The organism is Tropicibacter oceani (genome assembly GCF_029958925.1).
Classification (GTDB): Bacteria; Pseudomonadota; Alphaproteobacteria; order Rhodobacterales; family Rhodobacteraceae; genus Pacificoceanicola; species Pacificoceanicola oceani.
Map to the genome: position 1 here is coordinate 1,620,238 of NZ_CP124616.1, position 19,811 is coordinate 1,640,048.

Consider the following 19,811-nt stretch of genomic DNA (forward strand, 5'->3'; position numbering starts at 1 on the left):
AAGGGCGGATCAGCCCTTGAGCAGGCGGTCGGCCTTTTTGCGCACCAGGACCAGCCGCAGGTCGTGCATGGCTAGCAGCAAGGCGTCGGTCACCGCGTCCAGCTGGTCGTCGCTGGCGCGGCTTTGTGCCCATTGCGCCGTCAGGTTCAGGTGGTCGACGGTGCGGTGGATGTCGTCGATTTCGCGCGTTGCCAGCGTTTCCTTGCGGGCGGTCATCCAGTTGGTGATCTCGGTGATTTCTTCGGGGGTCAGGACGTGTTCGCCGTGCGGTTTGATGTCGCCCTTGTTCAAGTTGATCACGGCGATCTGGTCCAGTTCGATCCGGCGCTGGCGGTTTTCCGTGTCGACGCGAAAGACCATGGCGCCGTTGTCACGGACGCGAAAGTAGAACTGGGGCAGAGCGTCGGACATGGGGCACCTATGACTGGGGGAACTCAGGAAAGACCGTTGCAGAAGGCCGTGATACGGGTGCAGGCCTCGGTCAGGGCCGCGTCTGAGGCGGCGTAGCTGACGCGGAAACAGGGAGACAGGCCAAAAGCCGCACCGAAGACCACGGCGACGCCCTGTTCGGCCAGAAGGGCGGTGCAGAACGCCTCGTCGGTGTCGATCCGGGTGCCGCCTGCGCTGGTCTTGCCGATGCAATCGGAGATGTCGGGATAGACGTAGAATGCGCCTTCGGGGGTGGGGCAGGTGATGCCCGTGCAGGCGTTCAGCCCTGCGACCACGAGGTTGCGGCGGCGCAGGAAGGCGTCATTTCGTTCGGCCAGAAAATCCTGCGGGCCGTTCAGCGCCTCGACCGCGGCCCATTGGCTGATGGACGAGGGATTGGTAGTGGACTGCGATTGCAGTTTGCGCATGGCGGCGATCAGGGGTTCGGGGCCGGCGGCATAGCCGATGCGCCAGCCGGTCATGGCATAGGCCTTGGACACGCCGTTGACCGTCAGGGTGCGGTCATAAAGCTGCGGTTCGACCTGCGCGGGCGTGACGAATTCAAAACCATCATAGGCAAGGTGTTCGTACATGTCGTCGGACATCACCCAGACATGCGGGTGGCGCAGCAGCACGTCGGTCAGCGCCTTGAGTTCGTCGCGCGAATACCCCGCGCCGGTGGGGTTCGAGGGAGAATTGAAGATGAACCACTTGGTTTTCGGGGTGATCGCCGCCTCGAGCGCCTCGGGCGTGATCTTGTAGCCCATCTGGCGTTCGCCCTTGACGATGACAGGCTCGCCATGGCCCAGACGCACGATGTCGGGGTAGGACACCCAGTAGGGCGCGGGGATGATGACCTGATCGCCGGGGTTTAGGGTGGCCAGCAGGGCGTTGTACAGCACCTGTTTGCCGCCGGTGCTGACGCTGACCTGCGCGGGCTGGTATGTCAGGCCGTTTTCGCGGGCGAACTTGGCGCAGATCGCCTGTTTCAGCTCGGGGATGCCATCGGGGGCGGTGTATTTCGTTTTTCCCGCATGGATTGCCGCAATCGCGGCGGCCTTGATGTTGTCGGGCGTGTCAAAGTCAGGCTCGCCAGCGCTGAGGGAAATGATGTCGCGCCCGCTATCGGCCAGTTCGCGCGCAAGCTGCGTGATGGCCACGGTGGGCGACGGTTGAACACGAGACAGCGTTGTCGACAGGAAAGGCATGCGGATCACCGGTTTGTATATGGCCGCCGACTGTCTTAGATTGCGCCAAGCCTGCGATCAAGGCGCTTGACCCCCCATTGTGTGCAAAGCACCGGGGAAGGAAGGACTGAGATGACGAACTCGAACGAACAAAGCGACTGGTACGGGCCGGATGCCGCCACATTCGGCGATCGGCTGGCCGCCGCGCGCGACGCGGCCGGGATGACCCAGGAGGTGCTGGCCAAGCGGATGGGCGTCAAACTGGCGACCTTGCAGAACTGGGAAGAGGACCTTTCCGAACCGCGCGCCAACAAGCTGTCGATGATTTCGGGGATCCTGAACGTGTCGATGGTCTGGCTGATCACCGGCGAAGGCGAAGGCGTCAGCGCGCCCGACGTCGATGCCCTGTCCCCGGATGTCACCGCCGTTCTGGCCGAGATCCGGGCCATGCGCGCGCGCATGCAGGCGCAGGCCGAAAAGCTGGGGCGGCTGGAAAAGTCGCTGCGCGTTTTTTTGAAGGAGCAGGTCTGAATGGTCGAGGACCGCGAAACCCGCAAGAAGCGGCTGGCGATGCGTTCGATGCGGCGGGGCATGAAGGAAATGGATATCCTTCTGATCCGCTACAGCGAGGCAAAGCTGGCCGGCATGGACGATGCCGCGCTGGACACCTACGAGGCGCTGCTGGGCGAGAACGACCAGGACCTGTACCAGTGGATTTCCGGCCAGCGCCCGGCTCCGGCCGCGCATCAGGCGCTGGTCGAGGATATCCGCGAGGTCGCATCCGGCGCGGGCTGAGCCGATCAGCCCGCCGTTCGACTGAAATGCGTCGAAAATATCGTTCGCATTGTTCCCATTATCGCCGTCATTTAACCCAATATTGGTTTTTATCTTCCAGTTTCCCCCCTGCGTAAACTCAGGCGGAGACGGAAATGAGCATTCATTCCAAAATGGCGAAACCCGGTGAGCAGGGTTTCATGGCCAGCTATCTAGACGCTCTCAGCTTGGTGGAACGACTCCACCGTCTTTTGCTGGACGTGATCAAGGACGAATTCGAGCGGCTTGGCATCATCGATGTCAACGCGGTGCAGGCGTTGCTGTTGTTCAACATCGGCGACAACGAGGTGACGGCGGGCGAATTGAAATCGCGCGGCTATTACCAGGGCAGCAATGTCAGCTACAACCTGAAGAAGCTGGTCGAGATGGGGTACATGCACCATCAGCGCTGCGAGATCGACCGCCGGTCGGTGCGGGTGCGCCTGACCCAGCGCGGCCGCGAGATCCGCGACATCGTGACCGACCTGTTCGGCCGCCATGCCGAGGGGCTGCAGTCCAAGGGCGTTCTGGGGCTGGACGGAATCGACGAGATCACGAATTCTCTGCGCCGTGTCGAACGCTACTGGACCGATCAGATTCGGTACATCTACTGACCAGTGGTCAGTGCAGGCCATGCCATATTCAGGCAGGCGGCCCTGCGACAACAACAGTTTGAGCGGTCATGACGCGCCAGAAGGCGACGTCCTGCTCATTGGCAAAGCGCGCGCCGGGGAAACGGCGCTGCTTTCTCCCCATGATCTTCCTGGTGCCTGGCGATAGGAATAAACCTGTCCACGGGGGATCAGTGAATGGCACGAACCACAAATCAGACGGCACCGGCGATACAATCCCTGTTTCCTCTGTCTCCCGTGGCGCTTCGTGCGCTTTTGACGGATTTTACCGCGCGGTAGAGACATCAAAACCCGAATTCGTAACGAGTGAGGCGCCTCTGACCCAGTCAGGGCGCTTTTTTCGTTTCCCCGGTGCGCGGGCAGAGGCAGCGCAATGCCCGCCCCTGCGTCAAGGCGCATCAAATCCCGGATTTTGCACAGTAAAAAATTGACTTGCGCTCTTGGGCTGGTAGCCTGAAAGACAAGGCTATGGATTTTTTTGGTCACGATGGGGGACATCATGCGTATTTTCGGGACTCTGGGGCTGGCGGCTGGCTTTGCCCTGATGGGGGGCGCTGCCTTTGCATGGGGCGACATGTACATGGGGGACGGGACAAACGATCCGAACTCGAATTTCCTCATGCACAGCTATAACGCCCCCAACCATTGTCCTGCCGGGTTGCAGCCGGTGACCATGGGCGGCGTGATCTGCTGCGGCACACCGAATGCGGGCCCCTATGTCGATCGTCCCGGCAAGGCCAGCTACAAGCCCAAGGCAAAGCCCGCCTATCGGCCGCGCGCCTATGCGCCGGTCGGCGAAAAGGGCGTCGTTTACCGTTAAGGGACGACAAGGCGCGGGGAAGGCTCTCGTGCTATTGGCTTTTGATGTCAGGCCGCGTATACGCGCGGCCTGATCGCTTATGAGGGCCGGACGGATGCAGGGCAGCGCAAATCTCAATATCATGATGAAGGCGGCGCGCAAAGCGGGCCGGTCTTTGGTCAAGGACTTCCGCGAAGTCGAAAACCTGCAGGTGTCGCTGCGCGGCGCGGGCGATTTTGTCACCCGGGCCGACATGGCCGCCGAAGAGATCCTGCGCGAGGAACTGACCTCGGCGCGCACCAGCTATGGCTGGCTGAGCCGCGTCTCGGGCGAGACCGAGGGCGAAGACCCAACCCGCCGCTGGATCGTCGATCCGCTGAACGGCACCACCAACTTCCTTCACGGTCTGCCGCATTGGTGCATTTCCATCGCGCTGGAGCACAAGGGCCAGATCGTTTCGGCGGTGGTCTTTGACCCCGCCAAGGACGAGATGTTCTATTCCGAGCGTGGCTCGGGCGCCTGGCTAAACGATTCCAAGCGGATGCGGGTTTCGGGCCGGTCGCGCATGGTCGAAGCGGTGTTTGCCACCAGCGTGCCGCACAGCACCAAGCGCACGCTGCCTGCCACGATCAAGGACCTTGCCCGCCTGATGCCGGAATGCGCGGGCGCGCGCCAGTGGGGCGCCGCGGGGCTTGACCTGGCCTATGTCGCCTCTGGCCGGTTCGATGGCTACTGGGAGCGTGAGCTGGATCTGACCAGCTGCGCCGCCGGTTTCCTGATCGCCAAGGAGGCGGGGGCGCTGGTCGAAGGGGTCCGCAAGGATCAAGACCCGCTGGAGGCAGGCGCGATCCTGTGCGCCAACAACCAGATCTTCGACCATTTCGCCCGGATCATCCGCGAGGTGTGATCGTCGCGGACGCGTGTGATTGGCCCCCGTCGACACCGGTCGGCGGGGGTTTTTTCATCTGCGGTCCGAGGGGTGGTTGACGCCGTCGTGCCATATCACGGGCTCGATATCCTTTGGCTCGGCGCCTTCGATGGCATACAGGTTCACGCCAAATTCGTTCGGGTTCGACCGGCGGCGGTGGTACATGTAGATGCCGCAGACCGAGCAGAAATGGTGCTTGGCAGTCTTGGTGCCCCATTCATACAGCGTCAGTTTGTCCGCGCCCTTGACCACGGTGATCCCGTCCAGCGGGGCCGAGACGACGGGCACGCTGCGCCGCCGGCAAAAGGAACAGTCACAGCGCCGGGCGGTGTTGAACCCGTCGGACAGGGTCACGCGCAGTTCTACTGCGCCGCAGTGGCAGGTGGCTTTGACGGGGTCGGTCATCGTCTTGGGATCCTTGGAACACGGGTGTGGGAAATCGGGTAATTCGCCTCGGGGTGGGGCGGGTGGCCGTGGGTGCGTTGCCAGAAGGCTGGGCCGCCAAGACGCCGCCACAGGGGGACGGTCAGGCCGATGCCGATCACGAACCCGCCCGCGTGCGCCCAATAGGCGACGCCGCCCTGGTCGGCGGGGCTGCCAAAGCCGCCAAAGATCTGCAACCCGAACCATACGGCCAGGATGACCCAGGCCGGCAGCGGAAAGACCCTGAAAATGATCACGAGGATCACCAGGATGTCGACGCGCGCCCTGGGGAACAGCAACAGGTACCCGCCCATGACGCCGGCAATCGCGCCGGATGCGCCCACGGTGGGGACTGGCGAAAAGGGCGCAGCGATGTAATGGGCCAGGCCCGCGCCGACCCCGCAGGCAAGGTAGAAGACAAGGTAGAAAAGGTGGCCCATCTCGTCTTCGATATTGTCGCCAAAGATGAACAGGAACAGCATGTTGCCGCCCAGATGCGCCAGCCCGCCGTGCAGGAACATCGAGGTGAGGAACCCTGAATAGCCGTAGCCTTCGGAAATGAAGACCGGGACCAGCGCATAATCGCCGTAGAACTGGTACAGCGCGCGCTGGTCGGCATGCAGATGCCAGTTGCCCAGAAAGATCGCCACGTTGGTGATGATCAGGGCATAGGTGACATAGGGCACACGCCCCGACGGGTTGTGATCACGAATTGGAAACATGGTGGCGAGAATGCCTGACCCGGTGCCAAGGTCAAGCGCGGCGCGCGGGTGAGCAGATTTTTAGACACTTCATTTGCTCACCCTTTGGGCGCGTCGGTCAGTCCTTGCCTGCCAGCAGCGCGGCGTTGCCGCCTGCGGCGGTGGTGTCGATGCAGACGTGACGTTCGGCGACAGCGTGGCCGGTGTCGGGGCTGCCGGTGATGACCGGCAGGATCGGGCCGGGGCGTTTGGCCAGCGCCTGACGATAGGCGCGGGCGGTGTCCGCATCCCCCCACCAGATCACGCCCGAAAAGCCATCGAGTTGCGCCAGATCGCCCGCCGCGAGGGTCCCGTCGCTTGTCACGGCGCGGCCGCCCATGGCCTTGATCGCGTCGGCCTGGGCCCTGGCGGTTTCGGCGCCGGGACCTGCGCAAAGCACGGGCAGGCGGGGCAGGGTGCTGTATTGGTTCGCCTCGCCGGTGGGGCCGGGCAGTTCAGTGCGGGTCGCCGGAAGCGAAACCGGCGCCTTGTTCAGCTGAGCCTGAATCGCCTTTGGGTCGGCCTTGGCTGTCCAGTCGCTGCCGGTCTGCGCGGCCGGGTGCTGGCGGAAGCGATCAAGGTAAAGCGGGCCGCCTGCCTTGGGTCCGGTGCCGGAAAGCCCTTCTCCGCCAAAGGGTTGGCTGCCGACGATGGCGCCGATCTGGTTGCGGTTGACGTAGATGTTCCCGGCGTGGACGCGTTCGGTGACGTGCTGGACGCGGTCATCGATGCGGGTCATCAGGCCGAAGGTCAGGCCATAGCCGGTTGCGTTGATGGCGTCGATCACCTTGTCCAGTTCGTGCGACTTGAAGGTGGCAAGGTGCAGCACGGGGCCGAAAATCTCGCGCTGCATGTCCCCAATGCCCTGCACGCGGATCAGCGTGGGGGCCACGTAGAAACCGGTGTCGGGTGTCGGGTAGGTGCGCAGCACACGGCCCTCGGCCTGGGCTTGCTGGATATGAGCGACGATGCCTGCGCGCGCCTCGGCGTCGATGACGGGGCCAAGGTCGGAGGTGATCTGCCACGGGTCACCCATGACCAGCGCGTCCATCGCGCCGGTCAGCATTTCGGTCAGGCTGTCGGCGATGTCCTCTTGGACGTACAGGCAGCGCAGGGCCGAGCAGCGCTGGCCCGCCGACTGAAAGGCGCTTTCGACGATGGCCTGCACGGCCTGTTCGGGCAGGGCGGTGCTGTCGACGATCATGGCGTTCAGCCCGCCGGTTTCGGCGATCAGCGGTGCGCCGGGGGCAAGGTTGGCCGCCATGGCGCGGTGGATGATCTGCGCGGTTTCGGTCGACCCGGTAAAGGCCACGCCGTCGACCGCAGGGCAAGAGGTCAGCGCACCGCCCACGTCACCGGCACCGGGCAGCAGTTGCAGGGCGGCGCGCGGCACCCCGGCCTCGTGCAGCAGTTGCACGGCGCGGTGGGCGATCAGGGTTGTCTGTTCGGCGGGTTTGGCCAGAACGGCGTTGCCCGCAGCAAGGGCGGCGGCGATCTGTCCGGTGAAGATCGCCAGCGGGAAGTTCCACGGCGAGATGCAGGCGAACGTGCCGCGCGCCTCGGCGCCCTCCGCATGGGCGGCGTAGTAGCGCAGGAAATCCACCGCCTCGCGCAGTTCGGCCACGCAATCGAGCAGCAGCTTGCCCGCCTCGCGGTGCAGCAGGGCGAAAAACTCGCCGTAGTGCGCCTCGTAAAGGTCGGCGGCGCGGTTCAGGATCCGGGCGCGTTCGGCGGGGGTGGCCCCCCAGCGTTCTGCCCCTTGCGCGGCGCGGGTCACGGTTTCGGGCGTGGCCCATGTGACCTGCCCCACGGTGTCGGCAAAATCGGCGGGGTTGCGTACGGCATCGGACGCGCCATGCGGCAGGTCACCGATGGTCAGCGGGGCGGCGTGCCACTGGTGGGTGGCAAAGGCGTCGCGGGCGGTGTCGATGCTGGCCAGCGTCGGGCGATGGCGCAGATCAAAGCCCTGCGAGTTCACGCGCTCGGGCTGGAACAGGTCGAGGCCGGTGGTCAGGGTCGAGGGCGTGACCTGATCAAAGGGATCGGCGGCGACCACTTCGGGGGCGACGTCCTCGTCGACAATCTGGTTGACGAAAGACGAGTTCGCGCCGTTTTCCAGCAGGCGGCGAACCAGATAGGCCAGCAGGTCACGGTGCGCACCGACGGGCGCGTAGATGCGGCAGCGGGTGCCTTCACGGTCTTTCACCAGCGCGTGCAGCGTTTCGCCCATGCCGTGCAGACGCTGGAATTCATAGGCGGCCGGATCGGCCCCCATGTGCAGGATCGCGGCAACCGTGTGGGCGTTGTGCGTGGCGAATTGCGGATAGATGCGGTCGGTCATGCCCAGCAGTTTGCGGGCGTTGGCGATATAGGACACGTCCGTCGCCGCCTTGGAGGTGAAGACCGGGAAACCGTCGATGCCCGCGACCTGCGCGCGCTTGATTTCGGTGTCCCAATAGGCGCCCTTGACCAGCCGCACCATGATCTTGCGGTTCAGGTGCGTGGCCAGATCATAGAGCCAGTCCAGCACATGGCTGGCGCGTTTGCCATAGGCCTGCACGACCACGCCGAAGCCTTCCCATCCCGACAGGGAGGGTTCGGACAGGACCTGTTCGATCACGTCAAGCGAGATATCGAGGCGGTCGGCCTCTTCGGCGTCGATGTTCAGACCAATTCCGGCGCTGCGTGCCAGTTGGCACAGGGTACGCAGGCGCGGCACGACCTCGTCCATCACGGTCTGGTGCTGCATCTCGTCATAGCGCGGATGCAGGGCGGACAGCTTGACCGAAATGCCGGGATTTGTGCGGATGTCGTTGCCGCGCGCGGCCTCGGCGATGGCAGTGATGGCGCGCGAATAGGCAAGGTGATAGCGCTTGGCATCGCCTTCGGTGCGGGCCGCTTCGCCAAGCATGTCATAGCTGTAGGTATAGCCCTTGGCCTCTTGGACGCTGCCGCGTTTCATCGCCTTTTGGATGGTTTCGCCCAGCACGAACTGCGCGCCCATTTCCTTCATCGCGCGGCCCACGGCGGTGCGGATCACCGGTTCGCCCAGCCGTTTGATCGCGCTGCGCAGGTGTTTGACCGGGCCGGGGGCGTCGTCGTCCAACACCTTGCCGGTCAGCATCAAGGCCCATGTCGAGGCGTTGACCAAGGGCGAGGTCGAGTGCCCCATGTGTTTGCCCCAGTCCGACGGCGCGATCTTGTCCTCGATCAGGGCGTCGATGGTGTCGGCGTCGGGGACGCGCAAAAGCGCCTCGGCCAGGCACATCAGGGCGATGCCTTCGTCTGTGGACAGCCCGTATTCGGCCAGGAACACCTCCATCAGACCGGGGGTCGAGGTGCCGCGAATGTCGCGGACAAGCTGCGCGGCGCGGGCGCTGATCCGGGCGCGATCCTCGGGTGTCAGGGCGGCCTGAGAGGTCAGGCGCGCAACGGTCTTCGCCTCGTTTGCGTAGGTGTCGGACGCGATTTTGGCGCGCAGGGAATCGGTGGGGGTCATGTTGGGCTCTCTGAATGGTATGGGCAGTATATCCGGGGCCTTGCGGGAAGTTCGACTTAAGGTATGCTGGATGGCAGGCAATTTGGCGAAAAACGGGGGGTCGCGCAGTGCAAGAGGCAATCGAGGATCTGGATCGGTTCGACCGGGCGATTCTGACGGTTCTGGCAGAAGAGGGCCGGATTTCCGTGACCGAGCTGGCGCGGCGGATCGGCCTGTCAAAAAGCCCGACGCAGGCGCGGCTGCGGCGGCTGGAAGAAACCGGGATCATCCGGGGATACCGCGCCATTCTGGACCCGATCCGGCTGGGCCTGGATCATGTCGCCTTTGTCGAAGTGCGCATGAGCGACACACGCGAGGCGGCGCTGGAGGCGTTCAACAAGGCGGTGGCGGCAATCCCCGAGGTTGAACAGGCGCATCTGATCGCGGGGAATTTCGACTATCTGTTGAAGGTGCGGACCGCCGACATGCCTTCCTATCGCCGGGTGCTGGCGGAAAAGCTGTCGACGCTGCCGGGGATTTCACTGACCTCGACCTATGTGGCGATGCAGGCGGTCAAGGACGACGGTCTCGCGGATGTGACTTGATTTCGGGGGCGGGTCAGGCAGGCTGGCGGGATGAAACCGCTGCTTGTTGCCCTTTGCCTTTTGGCCCCGCCCGTATTGGCCGACGGTTGCCCCGTCGCGCCGGACCATTCCGCCGAACTTGGGGCGTTGCTGCAAGAGCTGAAGGCCGCCCCGAACGAGATGGCGGCGCGCGGCCTGTCCAACCGGCTGTGGCAACTGTGGTCCGATGCCCCGGACGAACCAAGCCAGACCATGCTGGACGAAGGAATGGCGGCGCGGGGCAGCTACGATTTCGCGCGGGCGCTTGACCGGTTCGATCGGCTGGTGGGCTACTGCCCGTTCTACGCCGAAGGGTACAACCAGCGCGCTTTCATCCATTTCCTGCGCGAGGATTACGAGGCGGCGCTGCCGGACCTTGAAGAAACCCTGCGGATCAATCCGCAGCATGTCGGCGCCCTTGCGGGCAAGGCGTTGACCCTGCTGGGACTTGGCCGCGAGTTGGAGGGCCAGAAGGCGTTGCGCGCGGCGCTGGCGCTGAACCCCTGGTTGACCGAACGCGGTTTGCTGAAACCGCTGCCCGGCGAGGAGTTGTGACGCTTTACACCGGCGCAGGTCTGGCTATTGTCGCCGCGCTGGCCCGCGTGGTGGAATGGTAGACACAAGGGACTTAAAATCCCTAGGCCTTAGTGCCGTGCCGGTTCAAGTCCGGCCGCGGGTACCAGCGATACAGTGAAGTCCTTGAAAATCATGCGTTTTTGGCGCGTGTGCGCCTGTGGGCCGCGCGCGGTTGCGGGGGCCTGCCAAGGGCGGTCGCAGCCTGCGCGGGGCGAATCCTGATGGTGGTGGCCGGCGCGTCGGATGATCGCAAAATCCGTTGGGCAAGGGCCTGCCTGCTTGCTACATCGGGGGCAGGGCCGTTGGTGGCCCGGGTGAAGACGGGAACGACAGGCGGTGCCAAGGCCATGACAAGCCCCTTGCTGATCGGTGTGGATGGTGGCGGCACGGGCTGCCGCGCGGTCCTCAGCCATGGTGCCCAGCGTATCGAGGCTGCGGGTCCGGGGGCCAACGCCAGTTCGGACCCTGAGCTGTGCCTGGCGCGGGTGCTGGCGGTTCTGGAAACCCTGCGCTGCAAATCCGGCCTGTCGCCCGAGGCGTTCCACCAGGCCACCGCCTATCTGGGCCTTGCGGGCGTGACCGGCCCCGCCGTTGGCAACCGTATCGCGCAGGCCCTGCCGTTCCGCCAGACGCTGGTCGAAGAGGACCGCGCCAGTTCGGTCATGGGCGCCCTCGGTGATGCGCCGGGGGCGCTGGCCGCCATTGGCACCGGGTCCTTTCTGGCGCGGCAAAGCGCGCAGGGGCTGCGGTTCCAGGGGGGGTACGGGCTTTCCCTTGGGGATGAGGCCTCGGGCGCGTGGCTGGGCCGCGAAGCGCTGAGCCTTGTGCTGCGGGCGCAGGACGGCTGGGGCGCGCACAGCGATCTGACGCAGGCCCTGCTGGCGCGGTTCGAAACGCCGCATGGCGTGATCAGCTTTGCCGCGCAGGCCGGGCCGCAGGCGCTGGCGGAACTGGCGCCGCAGATCGTGCAGGCAGCCAAGGCCGGGGACCCGCAGGGTGCGGCGCTGATGCGGCGCGGCGCCGACTATATCGCGCAGGGCCTGACCGCGCTGGGCTGGCAGGGGGACCCCTTGGTACTGATCGGCGGGCTGGGGCCATCTTATGCCGACTGGTTGCCTGCGCCACTGCAGGGCGCGCTGATCGCGGCCCGGGGCAATGCGCTGGACGGCGCGCTGCGGATGGCCGAACGGCTGGCGGGACAGCCGCCTGCCCCGTGATCGACAGGCACTGCGGCAGGTGACGGCACGGGCCAGATCGCCTAGCCTGAGCCACGACCAAAGCAAGGGGCACGACATGAGCGCGCGGATCGACAGCATCCTGGAACGGATCGACCAGCTGGAACATGAGCTGGAAGAAGAAATCGCACGCAAGCGCAGCAGCATGGCCTATGAAATGAAAGGCCGACGCGCGCATTTCGAAAAGGAAACCCGCGACCGCTTGCGCCAGCACCGGGTCAGCCTGCGCAACCTGATCCTGCGCACCAAACCGCAATACGTGATCACCGCCCCTGTGATTTTCAGCCTGCTTGTGCCCTTTGCCCTGCTGGATCTGTGGGTGACCCTGTACCACCAGATCTGTTTTCGCGCCTATGGCATCCCGCGGGTGCGGCGGCGCGACCATATCCGCATCGACCGGCACCAGCTGGCCTATCTCAATGGCTTTCAAAAGCTGTATTGCGTCTATTGCGGCTATATCAACGGGCTGATCTCATTCGTGCGCGAAATCGGGTCGCGGACCGAGGCATTCTGGTGCCCGATCAAACATGCCGGCAAGGTGCGCCACCCGCACCCGCGGTATGCGCAGTTCCTGGATTATGGCGACGGCGAGGATTACATCGCGCGGCTTGATGCATCGCGCCGCCGCGTGCAGTCCGAAGACCACGATCAGCAGTAACGCTCGGGGCCGTTCCATTGTTCGTCGGAATAGCGGTCGCCATGCGCCCAGCCGACGGGCAGCACGGTTTCGATCCGCGCGATGTCATCGGCGGTCAGCGTGGCGTTGGCCCCGGCAACCAGTTCGTGGAAATGGCTGACCGACCGGGTGCCCGGGATCGGCAGGATGTGATCGCCCTTGGCCAGACACCAGGCGATGGCAAGGCCGGCGGCAGGCAGACCCATTTCCGCGGCCAGTCTGCGAAAGCCTTCGGTCAGGGCAAGGTTGGCCGACAGGTTCGGCTGCTGGAAACGCGGCGCGGATTTCAGGAAGGGCAGGGTCTGGATCACCTCCGCGGCCAGCGGCGTATCGGTCAAAAGTGACCGGCTGACTGGCGAAAAGGCGACAAGCGCCGTGCCCAGCTCGGCGCAGGTTTGCACCAGCCCCAGTTCGGGAAAGCGGGTGGCCAGCGAATATTCCGACTGGACGGCGGCCACCGGATGCACCGCATGGGCGCGGCGCAGCGACGACGGCGCGATCTCGGAGAAACCGATCTGTCTGCATTTGCCCTTTGCCACCAGGCCGGCAAGGGTTTCGGCGACTTCTTCGATGGGGCGCGCGGCCTCGCGGCGGTGGACATAGTACAGATCGACGCGGTCGATCCCCAGCCGCTGCAGCGAGGCATCCAGCGCCGCTTCGAGGTGTTGGGGTGAATTGTCAAAGGCGCGGTTGCCCTGCGCGTCCTTGCTGATCCCGCCCTTGGTGGCGATGTGGAAATGGTCCCGCGCCGCAGGGTTGGCCCGCAGGTAGGTGCCGATCGCCGTTTCGGACCGGCCCATGCCATAGACATTCGAGGTGTCGATATGGGTCACGCCCGCCGCGATGGCGGCATCGAGGATGGCATGGGAGTTTTCTTCGCTCGTCGGTCCATAGAAGTCCGCAAAGGACATGCCGCCAATGCCCAGACAGGCGGTTTTGGGGCCGTTCGCCCCGATGCTGACCTGCTTCATGGGGTGCCCTTTCTGGCAGTGATCGCGTTAATGGCGGCGCGCACTGCGCTGTCGATGTCCAGATCCGTGGTGTCGATGGTCACCGCATCGTCGGCCGGTTTCAAGGGAGCATCGGCGCGGTTCATGTCGCGCTCGTCGCGTTCGCGCACATCGGCAAGCACGGTGTCAAAGTCCACATCCGCGTCTTTCTCCGCCAGTTCCAGATGGCGTCGCCGCGCCCGGACTTCGGCACTGGCGGTGACGAACAGCTTGGCCTCGGCCTCGGGGCAGATCACGGTGCCGATGTCGCGCCCGTCCAGCACGGCGCCGCCCGCGCGGCGGGCAAAGGCGCGCTGGAAATCGACCAGCGCGGCGCGCACCTCGGGGATGACGGCGACCTTGGAGGCGGCCTGGGCCACCTCGGGGCTGCGCAGGGTGGGGTTTTCCAGATCCTCGGCGACCAGTGATTGCGCCGCCTCGATCGGGGCGGTGCCATCCAGCATCTTGCGCCCCACAGCACGGTACAAAAGCCCGGTGTCGAGGTGGGCAAAGCCGAAGTGTTCGGCCACGGCCCGGCTGATCGTCCCCTTGCCGGCGGCTGCCGGCCCGTCGATGGCGATGGTGAAAGCCATGTCCGCTCCTTCTTTCGTCAGACCTCAGTCCTCGCGTTCATAGGCGAAGGCCAGGGAAAACGCAGGTCCGTTGGTTTCCTTGGCCTCGCCGACCAGTTCGGCGATGTCCCATTCGGCGTCATATTCGTCGGGCTCGGCCTCGGCGCTGTCACGCAGATCCTCAAGCGCCTTGAGACGGATGTCGTCGTTTTCAAGCACCTCGAGCAGGCCGCGCAGGGCACTGTCGGGATCGCCGGGCACGGCCGCCAGGCATTGTTCCCCGGCATAGGGCTGGTTGCCCGACACCATCGAAGGGTCGAACAGGTCCAGCACGGCCAGGCTGACCCCCGAGGGCTGCGGCGCATCCCAGGGGGCATAGGTATAGGCCGGCGAGCTGCAGATGTCGCCGGTTTCCATGGCATCGTCGCTCATGGCGATGACGTCGATTTCAAAGGGAAAGTGATCGGGCTGAAAGGTCTCGACCGGACCGGCGAATTCGATCCGCTCCAGCCGCGCGCCCTTGTCCGCGATGCTTTCAAGCACGGTGAACAGCGCCTTGGCCAGGCTGTCGTCGGTCAGCACGAACAGGCGGGCTTCGCCGCCATAGACGTCGCCGGCGGCCATCGTCGCGGGGGCAAGCGGATCGTAAAGGTGTAGGGCAACGTAAAAGGGGGTCATGGCTTGGTCCTGGATTGAAGGCGGGTGCGAAGGGCCTGTCCGGCAATGATCAGCACAAGGCTGGCGGCCATGACCAGCTTGGCGCTGGTGATCCACGACAGGAACAGCGGGGCGTCGGTCAGGACCGGCACGGGCATGTCGTCGAAGTTCACAAAGAAATATTCCCAGCGCATGGCAGACAGAAGATACAGCAACATGCCGTTTTCCGTCAGGTCCAGCAGCGCAAAGACCAGCGCCAGGCAGATGCCCAGCGTGCGGTTGTCAAAGGACAGCACCACCCAAAGCGAAAACAGCAGCACAAAGGCCGGATCGACCCAGGCCAGCAACCGGGTATACAGGGCGACCGCGCCCGGATCGGCCCCGACCTGGGAGGCAAAGCCGTAAAGATCGCGCAGCGAATAGCTGCCCAGGTGCGCCTGCGGCAGGAACCCGCCCGGAGACAGGGGGGCGATCCGCCAGTGCAGCGCCACCGCCATGCCGACAAAGATCACCAGCGCCCAGAACCCGATTGCGCGGCGGGGCCTTGCCGCTGCCCTGGTCTCAGTCACGGTCGATCCGCGCGCCAAGCTGCGCCATCAGCCCTTCGAAGATCGGGAAAGAGGTCGCAATCGGCTGGCCGTCATCGACGCTCATCGGTTTTTCGGTGGCAAGGCCCATGACAAGAAAGGACATGGCGATGCGGTGATCCAGATGGCTTTGCACCGTGGCGCCGCCCGGCACATCGCCAAAGCCGCGGCCATGCACCGTCCACCAGTCTTCGCCCTCGTCGACGGTGATCCCGGCGGCGCGCAGGCCTGTGGCCATGGCGTCGATGCGGTCGCTTTCCTTGACGCGCAGCTCCTTGACGCCGGGCATGTGTGTCTTGCCCTGCGCAAAGGCCGCTACGGCGGACAGGACGGGGTATTCGTCGATCATGCTGGCGGCCCGTTCGGCGGGAACCTCGATGCCCTTGAGGTCGGGCGAGAATTTGGCGCGCAGATCGGCAACCGGTTCGCCGCCCTCTTCGCGCATGTTCTCAAAGGTCAGGTCGGCCCCCATGTCCTGCAGGGTAAAGAACAATCCGGCGCGGGTCGGGTTCAGCCCGATGTTGGGCACCAGAACGTCCGAACCTTCGGTGATCAGAGCGGCGCAGACCGGGAAGGCGGCCGAGGACGGATCGCGCGGCACAATGATGGTCTGCGGCGTGAATTCGGGACGGCCCTGCAGGGTGATGACGCGGCCCTCATCCGTGTCTTCGGTGGTGATGGTCGCGCCAAAGCCCGCCAACATGCGTTCGGAATGATCGCGCGTCGCTTCGCGTTCGATCACCACGGTTTCACCGGGAGCATTGAGCCCGGCCAGCAGCACGGCGGATTTGACCTGCGCCGAGGGCACCGGCGTCGCATAGCGCACCGGCACGGGGTTCGCGGCCCCGACGATGGTCATCGGCAACCGCCCGCCGGATCGGCCATAGGCGCGCGCCCCGAACAGCGCCAAGGGGTCGGTGACCCGCGCCATCGGGCGTTTGTTCAGGCTGGCATCGCCGGTAAAGGTCGCGGTGATCGGGCAGGTCGCCATGGCGCCCATGATCAGCCGCACCCCGGTGCCCGAGTTGCCGCAGTCGATCACGTTTTCAGGCTCGCCAAATCCGCCGACACCGACGCCGTGAATGTGCCAGGTCTCGCCGCGCTTTTCGATGTCGGCGCCAAAGGCCTGCATCGCCTTGGCGGTGTCCAGCACGTCCTGCCCCTCCAGCAATCCGGTCACTTTGGTTTCGCCAACCGTCATCGCCCCAAGGATCAGCGAGCGGTGCGAAATCGACTTGTCGCCGGGAACATGCGCCTCGCCTTTCAGCGGGCCGCTCTTGTACGAGGTCATCGGGATGGGTGTGCCGTGCGCGGACATGAAGCCTCCAAAAACTGCTTCATGCCTGATAGACCGCCGCTGCGTTAGCGTCCAGACACAGGGTTTCTTTGTGCCCAAAATATCCCGGGGTGAGGCCGCAGGCCGAGGGGCAGCGCCCCTGCCGCGCCTACCCCAGGCGCCGGAAGGTCAGGTAATGCGGCGTGCGCCCTTCGCGCAGGGCCTTTTGTTCGTAGCGGGTCGAAATCCAGTCGCCCCACGGTTTGCGCCAATCCTCGGGGCCTTCGCCCAGCCATTCGAAGCCCGCTTTCGGAACTTCGATCAGGGTCTGGCGCACATAGTCCGGGATGTCCGTTGCCACGCGGAATTCCGCCCCCGGTTTCAGCGCGCGGGCCAGCGGTTCCAGATGCTCCTGGGTCACAAAGCGGCGTTTGTGGTGGCGTTTCTTGGGCCAGGGATCGGGATAAAGCAGAAAGGCCTTGTCCAGCGATGCCTCGGGCAGCACGTCGAACAGGTTGCGCACGTCGCCGGGATGGACCCGCAGATTGCTGACGCCCGCCTTGCGGATCTTGCCCAGCAGCATGGCGACGACGTTGATGAACGGTTCGCAGCCGATGATGCCGACATCCGGGTAGGTCGCGGCCTGATGCACCAGATGTTCGCCGCCGCCAAACCCGATTTCCAGCCAGACCGGTTTGCCCGAAAACAGGGCGTTCAGGTCCAGCGGAGTGCGGTCGGGATTGACGTCCCAGTCGACAAGGCCGGGCGACAGCGTGTCCAGGTCTTCGTTCAGGTACGCCTCTTGCGCGGGCTTGAGCGTCTTGCCCCGCACGCGGCCATAGAAATTGCGCCAGGGGGCGTCGGGATGTTTGTTCGAAGTGGTCATGGCAGGGGGCTTTACAGAAAGCCGGAGCGCGGGGCAATGCACGCCAAAGCCATCGCGGGGCGCAAGACTGCGCAGTGGCCCCGCGATGGGCCCCGGATCAGGACAGGAACTGCTCGATCACGCGGGCCTGTTGTTTGCGGCCATCGGGGTCGAGATCGGTCTTGAGCCCGCAAAAAGCCCGGCCCCAGTCCGATGTCCGGGTGCGGATCGGGGGCGTTTCGGTGTTGATGCAGTCCATGACCACGGCGGCCACCTGGTCTGCGGTCTGGTAGATGTCGCTGCCTGCCGCGCGGTTTTGCGCGCCGCCGATGTATTTTTGCAAGATGGGCAGGTATTCGTCATCCAGCATGCCGCCGGTCTGTTCGACCTGCTTCATGACGTTCGCGGCAAAGTCGGACTGGATGCCGCCGGGTTCCACGGTGGTGAAATGGATGCCGAAACTGGGGGTGATATAGCTGGCCATCGCCTCCATATAGCCTTCGACGGCGAATTTCGCAGCGCAGTAGATTTCGTTGAAGGGTTGGCCCACAAGGCCCCCAACCGAGGATATGGTGATCACGTGACCACTGCGCTGTTGGCGGAAATGGCCGATTACGGCCTTGGTGCAGCGCACCACGCCGGTAAAGTTCACGTCCATCACCCACTGGATGTCTGCTTCGCTGGCCTGTTCGGTGGTCCTGACATAGCCCGCGCCGGCATTGTTGATCAGCACGTCCAGCTTGCCGCCGGTCTGTTCCAGCACCTGCGCCACGGCCGCCTCGACCGAGCCGCTGTCCTGCACGTCCAGTTGCAGGATTTCCAGCTTCACGCCCCTGGCGGTGGCGGCGGCCTTCAGCGTGTCGCTCCTGGACAGGTTGCGCATGGTGGCAAAGACCCGGTGGCCGGCGGCGGCGGCCTGAACTGCGATGCTGACGCCAAGGCCGGTGGAACAACCGGTGACGAGGATGACTTTGGACATGGGAACTCCAACCTGATGAAGAAAAAGCGCGGTGCGCCGCCTTGGGCGCCATGCGGGCAGAGCGCTGAAGTATGGGTTCCGCCTGCAAATGATAAGAAGGGGGCGGCGCATTTTCTGCACCGCCCCCTGACGTCCTCCTGAAACCGGGTCTGTCGGTCCGGGTCAGACGGCTTTTTTCAGCGCCTCGACCAGATCGGTCTTTTCCCAGCTGAAGCCGCCGTCGGCCTCGGGGGCGCGGCCAAAGTGGCCGTAGGCGGCGGTGCGCGCATAGATCGGTTTGTTCAGCTCAAGGTGGGTGCGGATGCCGCGCGGGGTCAGGTCCATGACCTTGGGGATCGCGCGCTCGATGGCCGAGGGCGACACGTCGTCGGTGCCGTGGGTGTCGACATAGATCGACAGCGGCTTGGCCACGCCGATAGCGTAGGACAGCTGCACGGTGCAACGGTCCGCCATGCCCGCCGCGACGATGTTCTTGGCCAGATAGCGCGCCGCATAGGCGGCCGAGCGGTCGACCTTGGTCGGGTCCTTGCCGGAAAACGCGCCGCCGCCATGGGGGGCCGCGCCGCCGTAGGTGTCGACGATGATCTTGCGCCCGGTCAGGCCCGCGTCGCCATCGGGGCCGCCGATGACGAAGGTGCCGGTGGGGTTCACCCACCATTCGGTGTCGGCGCTGATCCAGCCGTCAGGCAGGACCTGACGGATGTAGGGTTCGACGATGGCGCGGATGTCGGCGCTGCTCTGCGCCTCGGACTCGTGCTGGGTCGACAGCACGATCGAGGTGACGCCGACCGGTTTGCCATCGACGTAACGCACGGAAATCTGCGATTTCGCGTCAGGGCGCAGCAGCGGTTCTGTACCGTCCTTGCGGACCTCGGCCAGGCGGCGCAGGATGGCGTGGGAATACTGGATCGGGGCAGGCATAAGCGCCTCGGTCTCGTTCGTGGCATAGCCGAACATAATGCCCTGATCGCCTGCGCCCTCGTCGCCGCGTTCGCCGGTCACGCCCTGTGCGATATGGGCGGATTGTTCGTGCAGCAGGTTGGTGATCTCGCAGGTGGCGTGGTGGAATTTGTCCTGCTCATAGCCGATGTCCTTGATGCAGGCGCGGGCGATGTCGGGGATGCGGTGCATGTATTCGGCCAGCTTGGCCTGATCGGTCAAGCCGACCTCGCCGCCGATCACCACGCGATCGGTGGTCGCAAAGGTTTCGCAGGCGACGCGGGCCAGCGGGTCCTCGGCCAGAAACGCATCGAGGATGGCGTCGGAAATGCGGTCGCAGACCTTGTCCGGATGGCCTTCGGACACCGACTCGGAGGTAAAGATATAGTTCTGACGGGACATGGGAAT

The 19,811-nt window shown here is 64.8% G+C and carries 22 protein-coding genes and 1 tRNA gene; 10 read left to right on the forward strand and 13 right to left on the reverse strand.

Annotated features, from left to right (window positions below; all coding sequences use genetic code 11):
* Positions 1-9: 9 nt before the first annotated feature.
* Both QF118_RS07795 and QF118_RS07800 read right to left on the reverse strand, forming a co-directional pair.
* Positions 10-411, reverse strand: a complete 402-nt coding sequence (locus QF118_RS07795) for a hypothetical protein (RefSeq protein ID WP_282302063.1) — start codon at positions 409-411, stop codon at positions 10-12.
* Positions 412-434: 23 nt separating this feature from the next.
* Positions 435-1,637, reverse strand: coding sequence for a pyridoxal phosphate-dependent aminotransferase (locus tag QF118_RS07800; protein WP_282302064.1), 1,203 nt, complete (start codon positions 1,635-1,637; stop codon positions 435-437).
* Between the two features lie 111 nt (positions 1,638-1,748).
* On the opposite strand from QF118_RS07800, the gene QF118_RS07805 reads away from it, so the two are divergent.
* From QF118_RS07805 to QF118_RS07825, 5 genes are all read left to right on the forward strand, one after another.
* On the forward strand, positions 1,749-2,147 hold the full coding sequence (locus tag QF118_RS07805) for a helix-turn-helix domain-containing protein (protein ID WP_282302065.1): 399 nt from the start codon (positions 1,749-1,751) through the stop codon (positions 2,145-2,147).
* Positions 2,148-2,411, forward strand: a complete 264-nt coding sequence (locus QF118_RS07810; protein ID WP_282302066.1) for a succinate dehydrogenase assembly factor 2 — start codon at positions 2,148-2,150, stop codon at positions 2,409-2,411. It abuts the gene before it with no gap.
* Between the two features lie 134 nt (positions 2,412-2,545).
* On the forward strand, positions 2,546-3,043 hold the full coding sequence (locus QF118_RS07815) for a MarR family winged helix-turn-helix transcriptional regulator (RefSeq protein ID WP_282302067.1): 498 nt from the start codon (positions 2,546-2,548) through the stop codon (positions 3,041-3,043).
* Positions 3,044-3,560: 517 nt separating this feature from the next.
* Positions 3,561-3,881, forward strand: coding sequence for a hypothetical protein (locus tag QF118_RS07820; protein WP_282302068.1), 321 nt, complete (start codon positions 3,561-3,563; stop codon positions 3,879-3,881).
* A 94-nt stretch (positions 3,882-3,975) separates the two neighbouring features.
* Positions 3,976-4,767, forward strand: a complete 792-nt coding sequence (locus QF118_RS07825) for an inositol monophosphatase family protein (protein WP_282302069.1) — start codon at positions 3,976-3,978, stop codon at positions 4,765-4,767.
* A gap of 54 nt (positions 4,768-4,821) precedes the next feature.
* Here QF118_RS07825 and QF118_RS07830 read toward each other — a convergent pair whose 3' ends face one another.
* From QF118_RS07830 to putA, 3 genes are all read right to left on the reverse strand, one after another.
* Positions 4,822-5,193, reverse strand: a complete 372-nt coding sequence (locus QF118_RS07830) for a GFA family protein (protein WP_282302070.1) — start codon at positions 5,191-5,193, stop codon at positions 4,822-4,824.
* Positions 5,190-5,933, reverse strand: coding sequence for a rhomboid family intramembrane serine protease (locus QF118_RS07835; protein ID WP_282302071.1), 744 nt, complete (start codon positions 5,931-5,933; stop codon positions 5,190-5,192). The genes QF118_RS07830 and QF118_RS07835 overlap by 4 nt, the downstream gene beginning before the upstream one ends.
* Before the next feature lie 97 nt (positions 5,934-6,030).
* Complete coding sequence (putA, locus tag QF118_RS07840; protein WP_282302072.1) at positions 6,031-9,450, reverse strand: bifunctional proline dehydrogenase/L-glutamate gamma-semialdehyde dehydrogenase PutA; 3,420 nt, start codon at positions 9,448-9,450, stop codon at positions 6,031-6,033.
* A 107-nt stretch (positions 9,451-9,557) separates the two neighbouring features.
* Between putA and QF118_RS07845 the strand changes: the two genes are divergently transcribed.
* The 5 genes from QF118_RS07845 (at position 9,558) to QF118_RS07865 (ending at position 12,521) form a co-directional block, all read left to right on the forward strand.
* A complete protein-coding gene (locus QF118_RS07845; RefSeq protein ID WP_282302073.1) occupies positions 9,558-10,034 on the forward strand; it encodes an Lrp/AsnC family transcriptional regulator in 477 nt (158 codons plus the stop codon).
* Positions 10,035-10,064: 30 nt separating this feature from the next.
* Complete coding sequence (locus QF118_RS07850; protein WP_282302074.1) at positions 10,065-10,607, forward strand: tetratricopeptide repeat protein; 543 nt, start codon at positions 10,065-10,067, stop codon at positions 10,605-10,607.
* 41 nt (positions 10,608-10,648) lie between these two features.
* A tRNA-Leu gene (locus QF118_RS07855) sits at positions 10,649-10,734 on the forward strand.
* Between the two features lie 241 nt (positions 10,735-10,975).
* Positions 10,976-11,845, forward strand: coding sequence for a glucosamine kinase nucleotide-binding domain-containing protein (locus QF118_RS07860; RefSeq protein WP_282302075.1), 870 nt, complete (start codon positions 10,976-10,978; stop codon positions 11,843-11,845).
* A gap of 76 nt (positions 11,846-11,921) precedes the next feature.
* Entirely contained in the window at positions 11,922-12,521 is a 600-nt protein-coding gene (locus QF118_RS07865) for a hypothetical protein (RefSeq protein WP_282302076.1), read from the forward strand.
* On the opposite strand, the gene QF118_RS07870 is transcribed toward QF118_RS07865, so the two are convergent.
* The 8 genes from QF118_RS07870 to metK form a co-directional block, all read right to left on the reverse strand.
* On the reverse strand, positions 12,512-13,510 hold the full coding sequence (locus QF118_RS07870) for an aldo/keto reductase (protein WP_282302077.1): 999 nt from the start codon (positions 13,508-13,510) through the stop codon (positions 12,512-12,514). The genes QF118_RS07865 and QF118_RS07870 overlap by 10 nt on opposite strands.
* Entirely contained in the window at positions 13,507-14,121 is a 615-nt protein-coding gene (locus tag QF118_RS07875; RefSeq protein WP_282302078.1) for a (d)CMP kinase, read from the reverse strand. Before QF118_RS07875 ends, QF118_RS07870 begins: the two co-directional genes overlap by 4 nt.
* Before the next feature lie 24 nt (positions 14,122-14,145).
* Positions 14,146-14,778: a hypothetical protein gene (locus QF118_RS07880; protein ID WP_282302079.1), complete on the reverse strand. Its 633-nt coding sequence runs from the start codon at positions 14,776-14,778 to the stop codon at positions 14,146-14,148.
* Positions 14,775-15,326: a hypothetical protein gene (locus QF118_RS07885; RefSeq protein WP_282302080.1), complete on the reverse strand. Its 552-nt coding sequence runs from the start codon at positions 15,324-15,326 to the stop codon at positions 14,775-14,777. The genes QF118_RS07880 and QF118_RS07885 overlap by 4 nt, the downstream gene beginning before the upstream one ends.
* Positions 15,319-16,662, reverse strand: a complete 1,344-nt coding sequence (gene aroA / locus QF118_RS07890; RefSeq protein ID WP_282302081.1) for a 3-phosphoshikimate 1-carboxyvinyltransferase — start codon at positions 16,660-16,662, stop codon at positions 15,319-15,321. Before aroA ends, QF118_RS07885 begins: the two co-directional genes overlap by 8 nt.
* Before the next feature lie 127 nt (positions 16,663-16,789).
* Positions 16,790-17,506 carry a tRNA (guanosine(46)-N7)-methyltransferase TrmB gene (trmB, locus tag QF118_RS07895; RefSeq protein WP_282302082.1) on the reverse strand — a complete coding sequence of 239 codons (717 nt, stop codon included), beginning with the start codon at positions 17,504-17,506 and terminating at the stop codon, positions 16,790-16,792.
* A 97-nt stretch (positions 17,507-17,603) separates the two neighbouring features.
* Positions 17,604-18,464 carry an SDR family oxidoreductase gene (locus tag QF118_RS07900; RefSeq protein WP_282302083.1) on the reverse strand — a complete coding sequence of 287 codons (861 nt, stop codon included), beginning with the start codon at positions 18,462-18,464 and terminating at the stop codon, positions 17,604-17,606.
* Positions 18,465-18,626: 162 nt separating this feature from the next.
* The gene (metK, locus tag QF118_RS07905) at positions 18,627-19,805 is read right to left on the reverse strand and encodes a methionine adenosyltransferase (RefSeq protein ID WP_282302084.1); all 1,179 of its coding nucleotides are present in this window, start codon (positions 19,803-19,805) and stop codon (positions 18,627-18,629) included.
* Between the last annotated feature and the right edge of the window lie 6 nt (positions 19,806-19,811).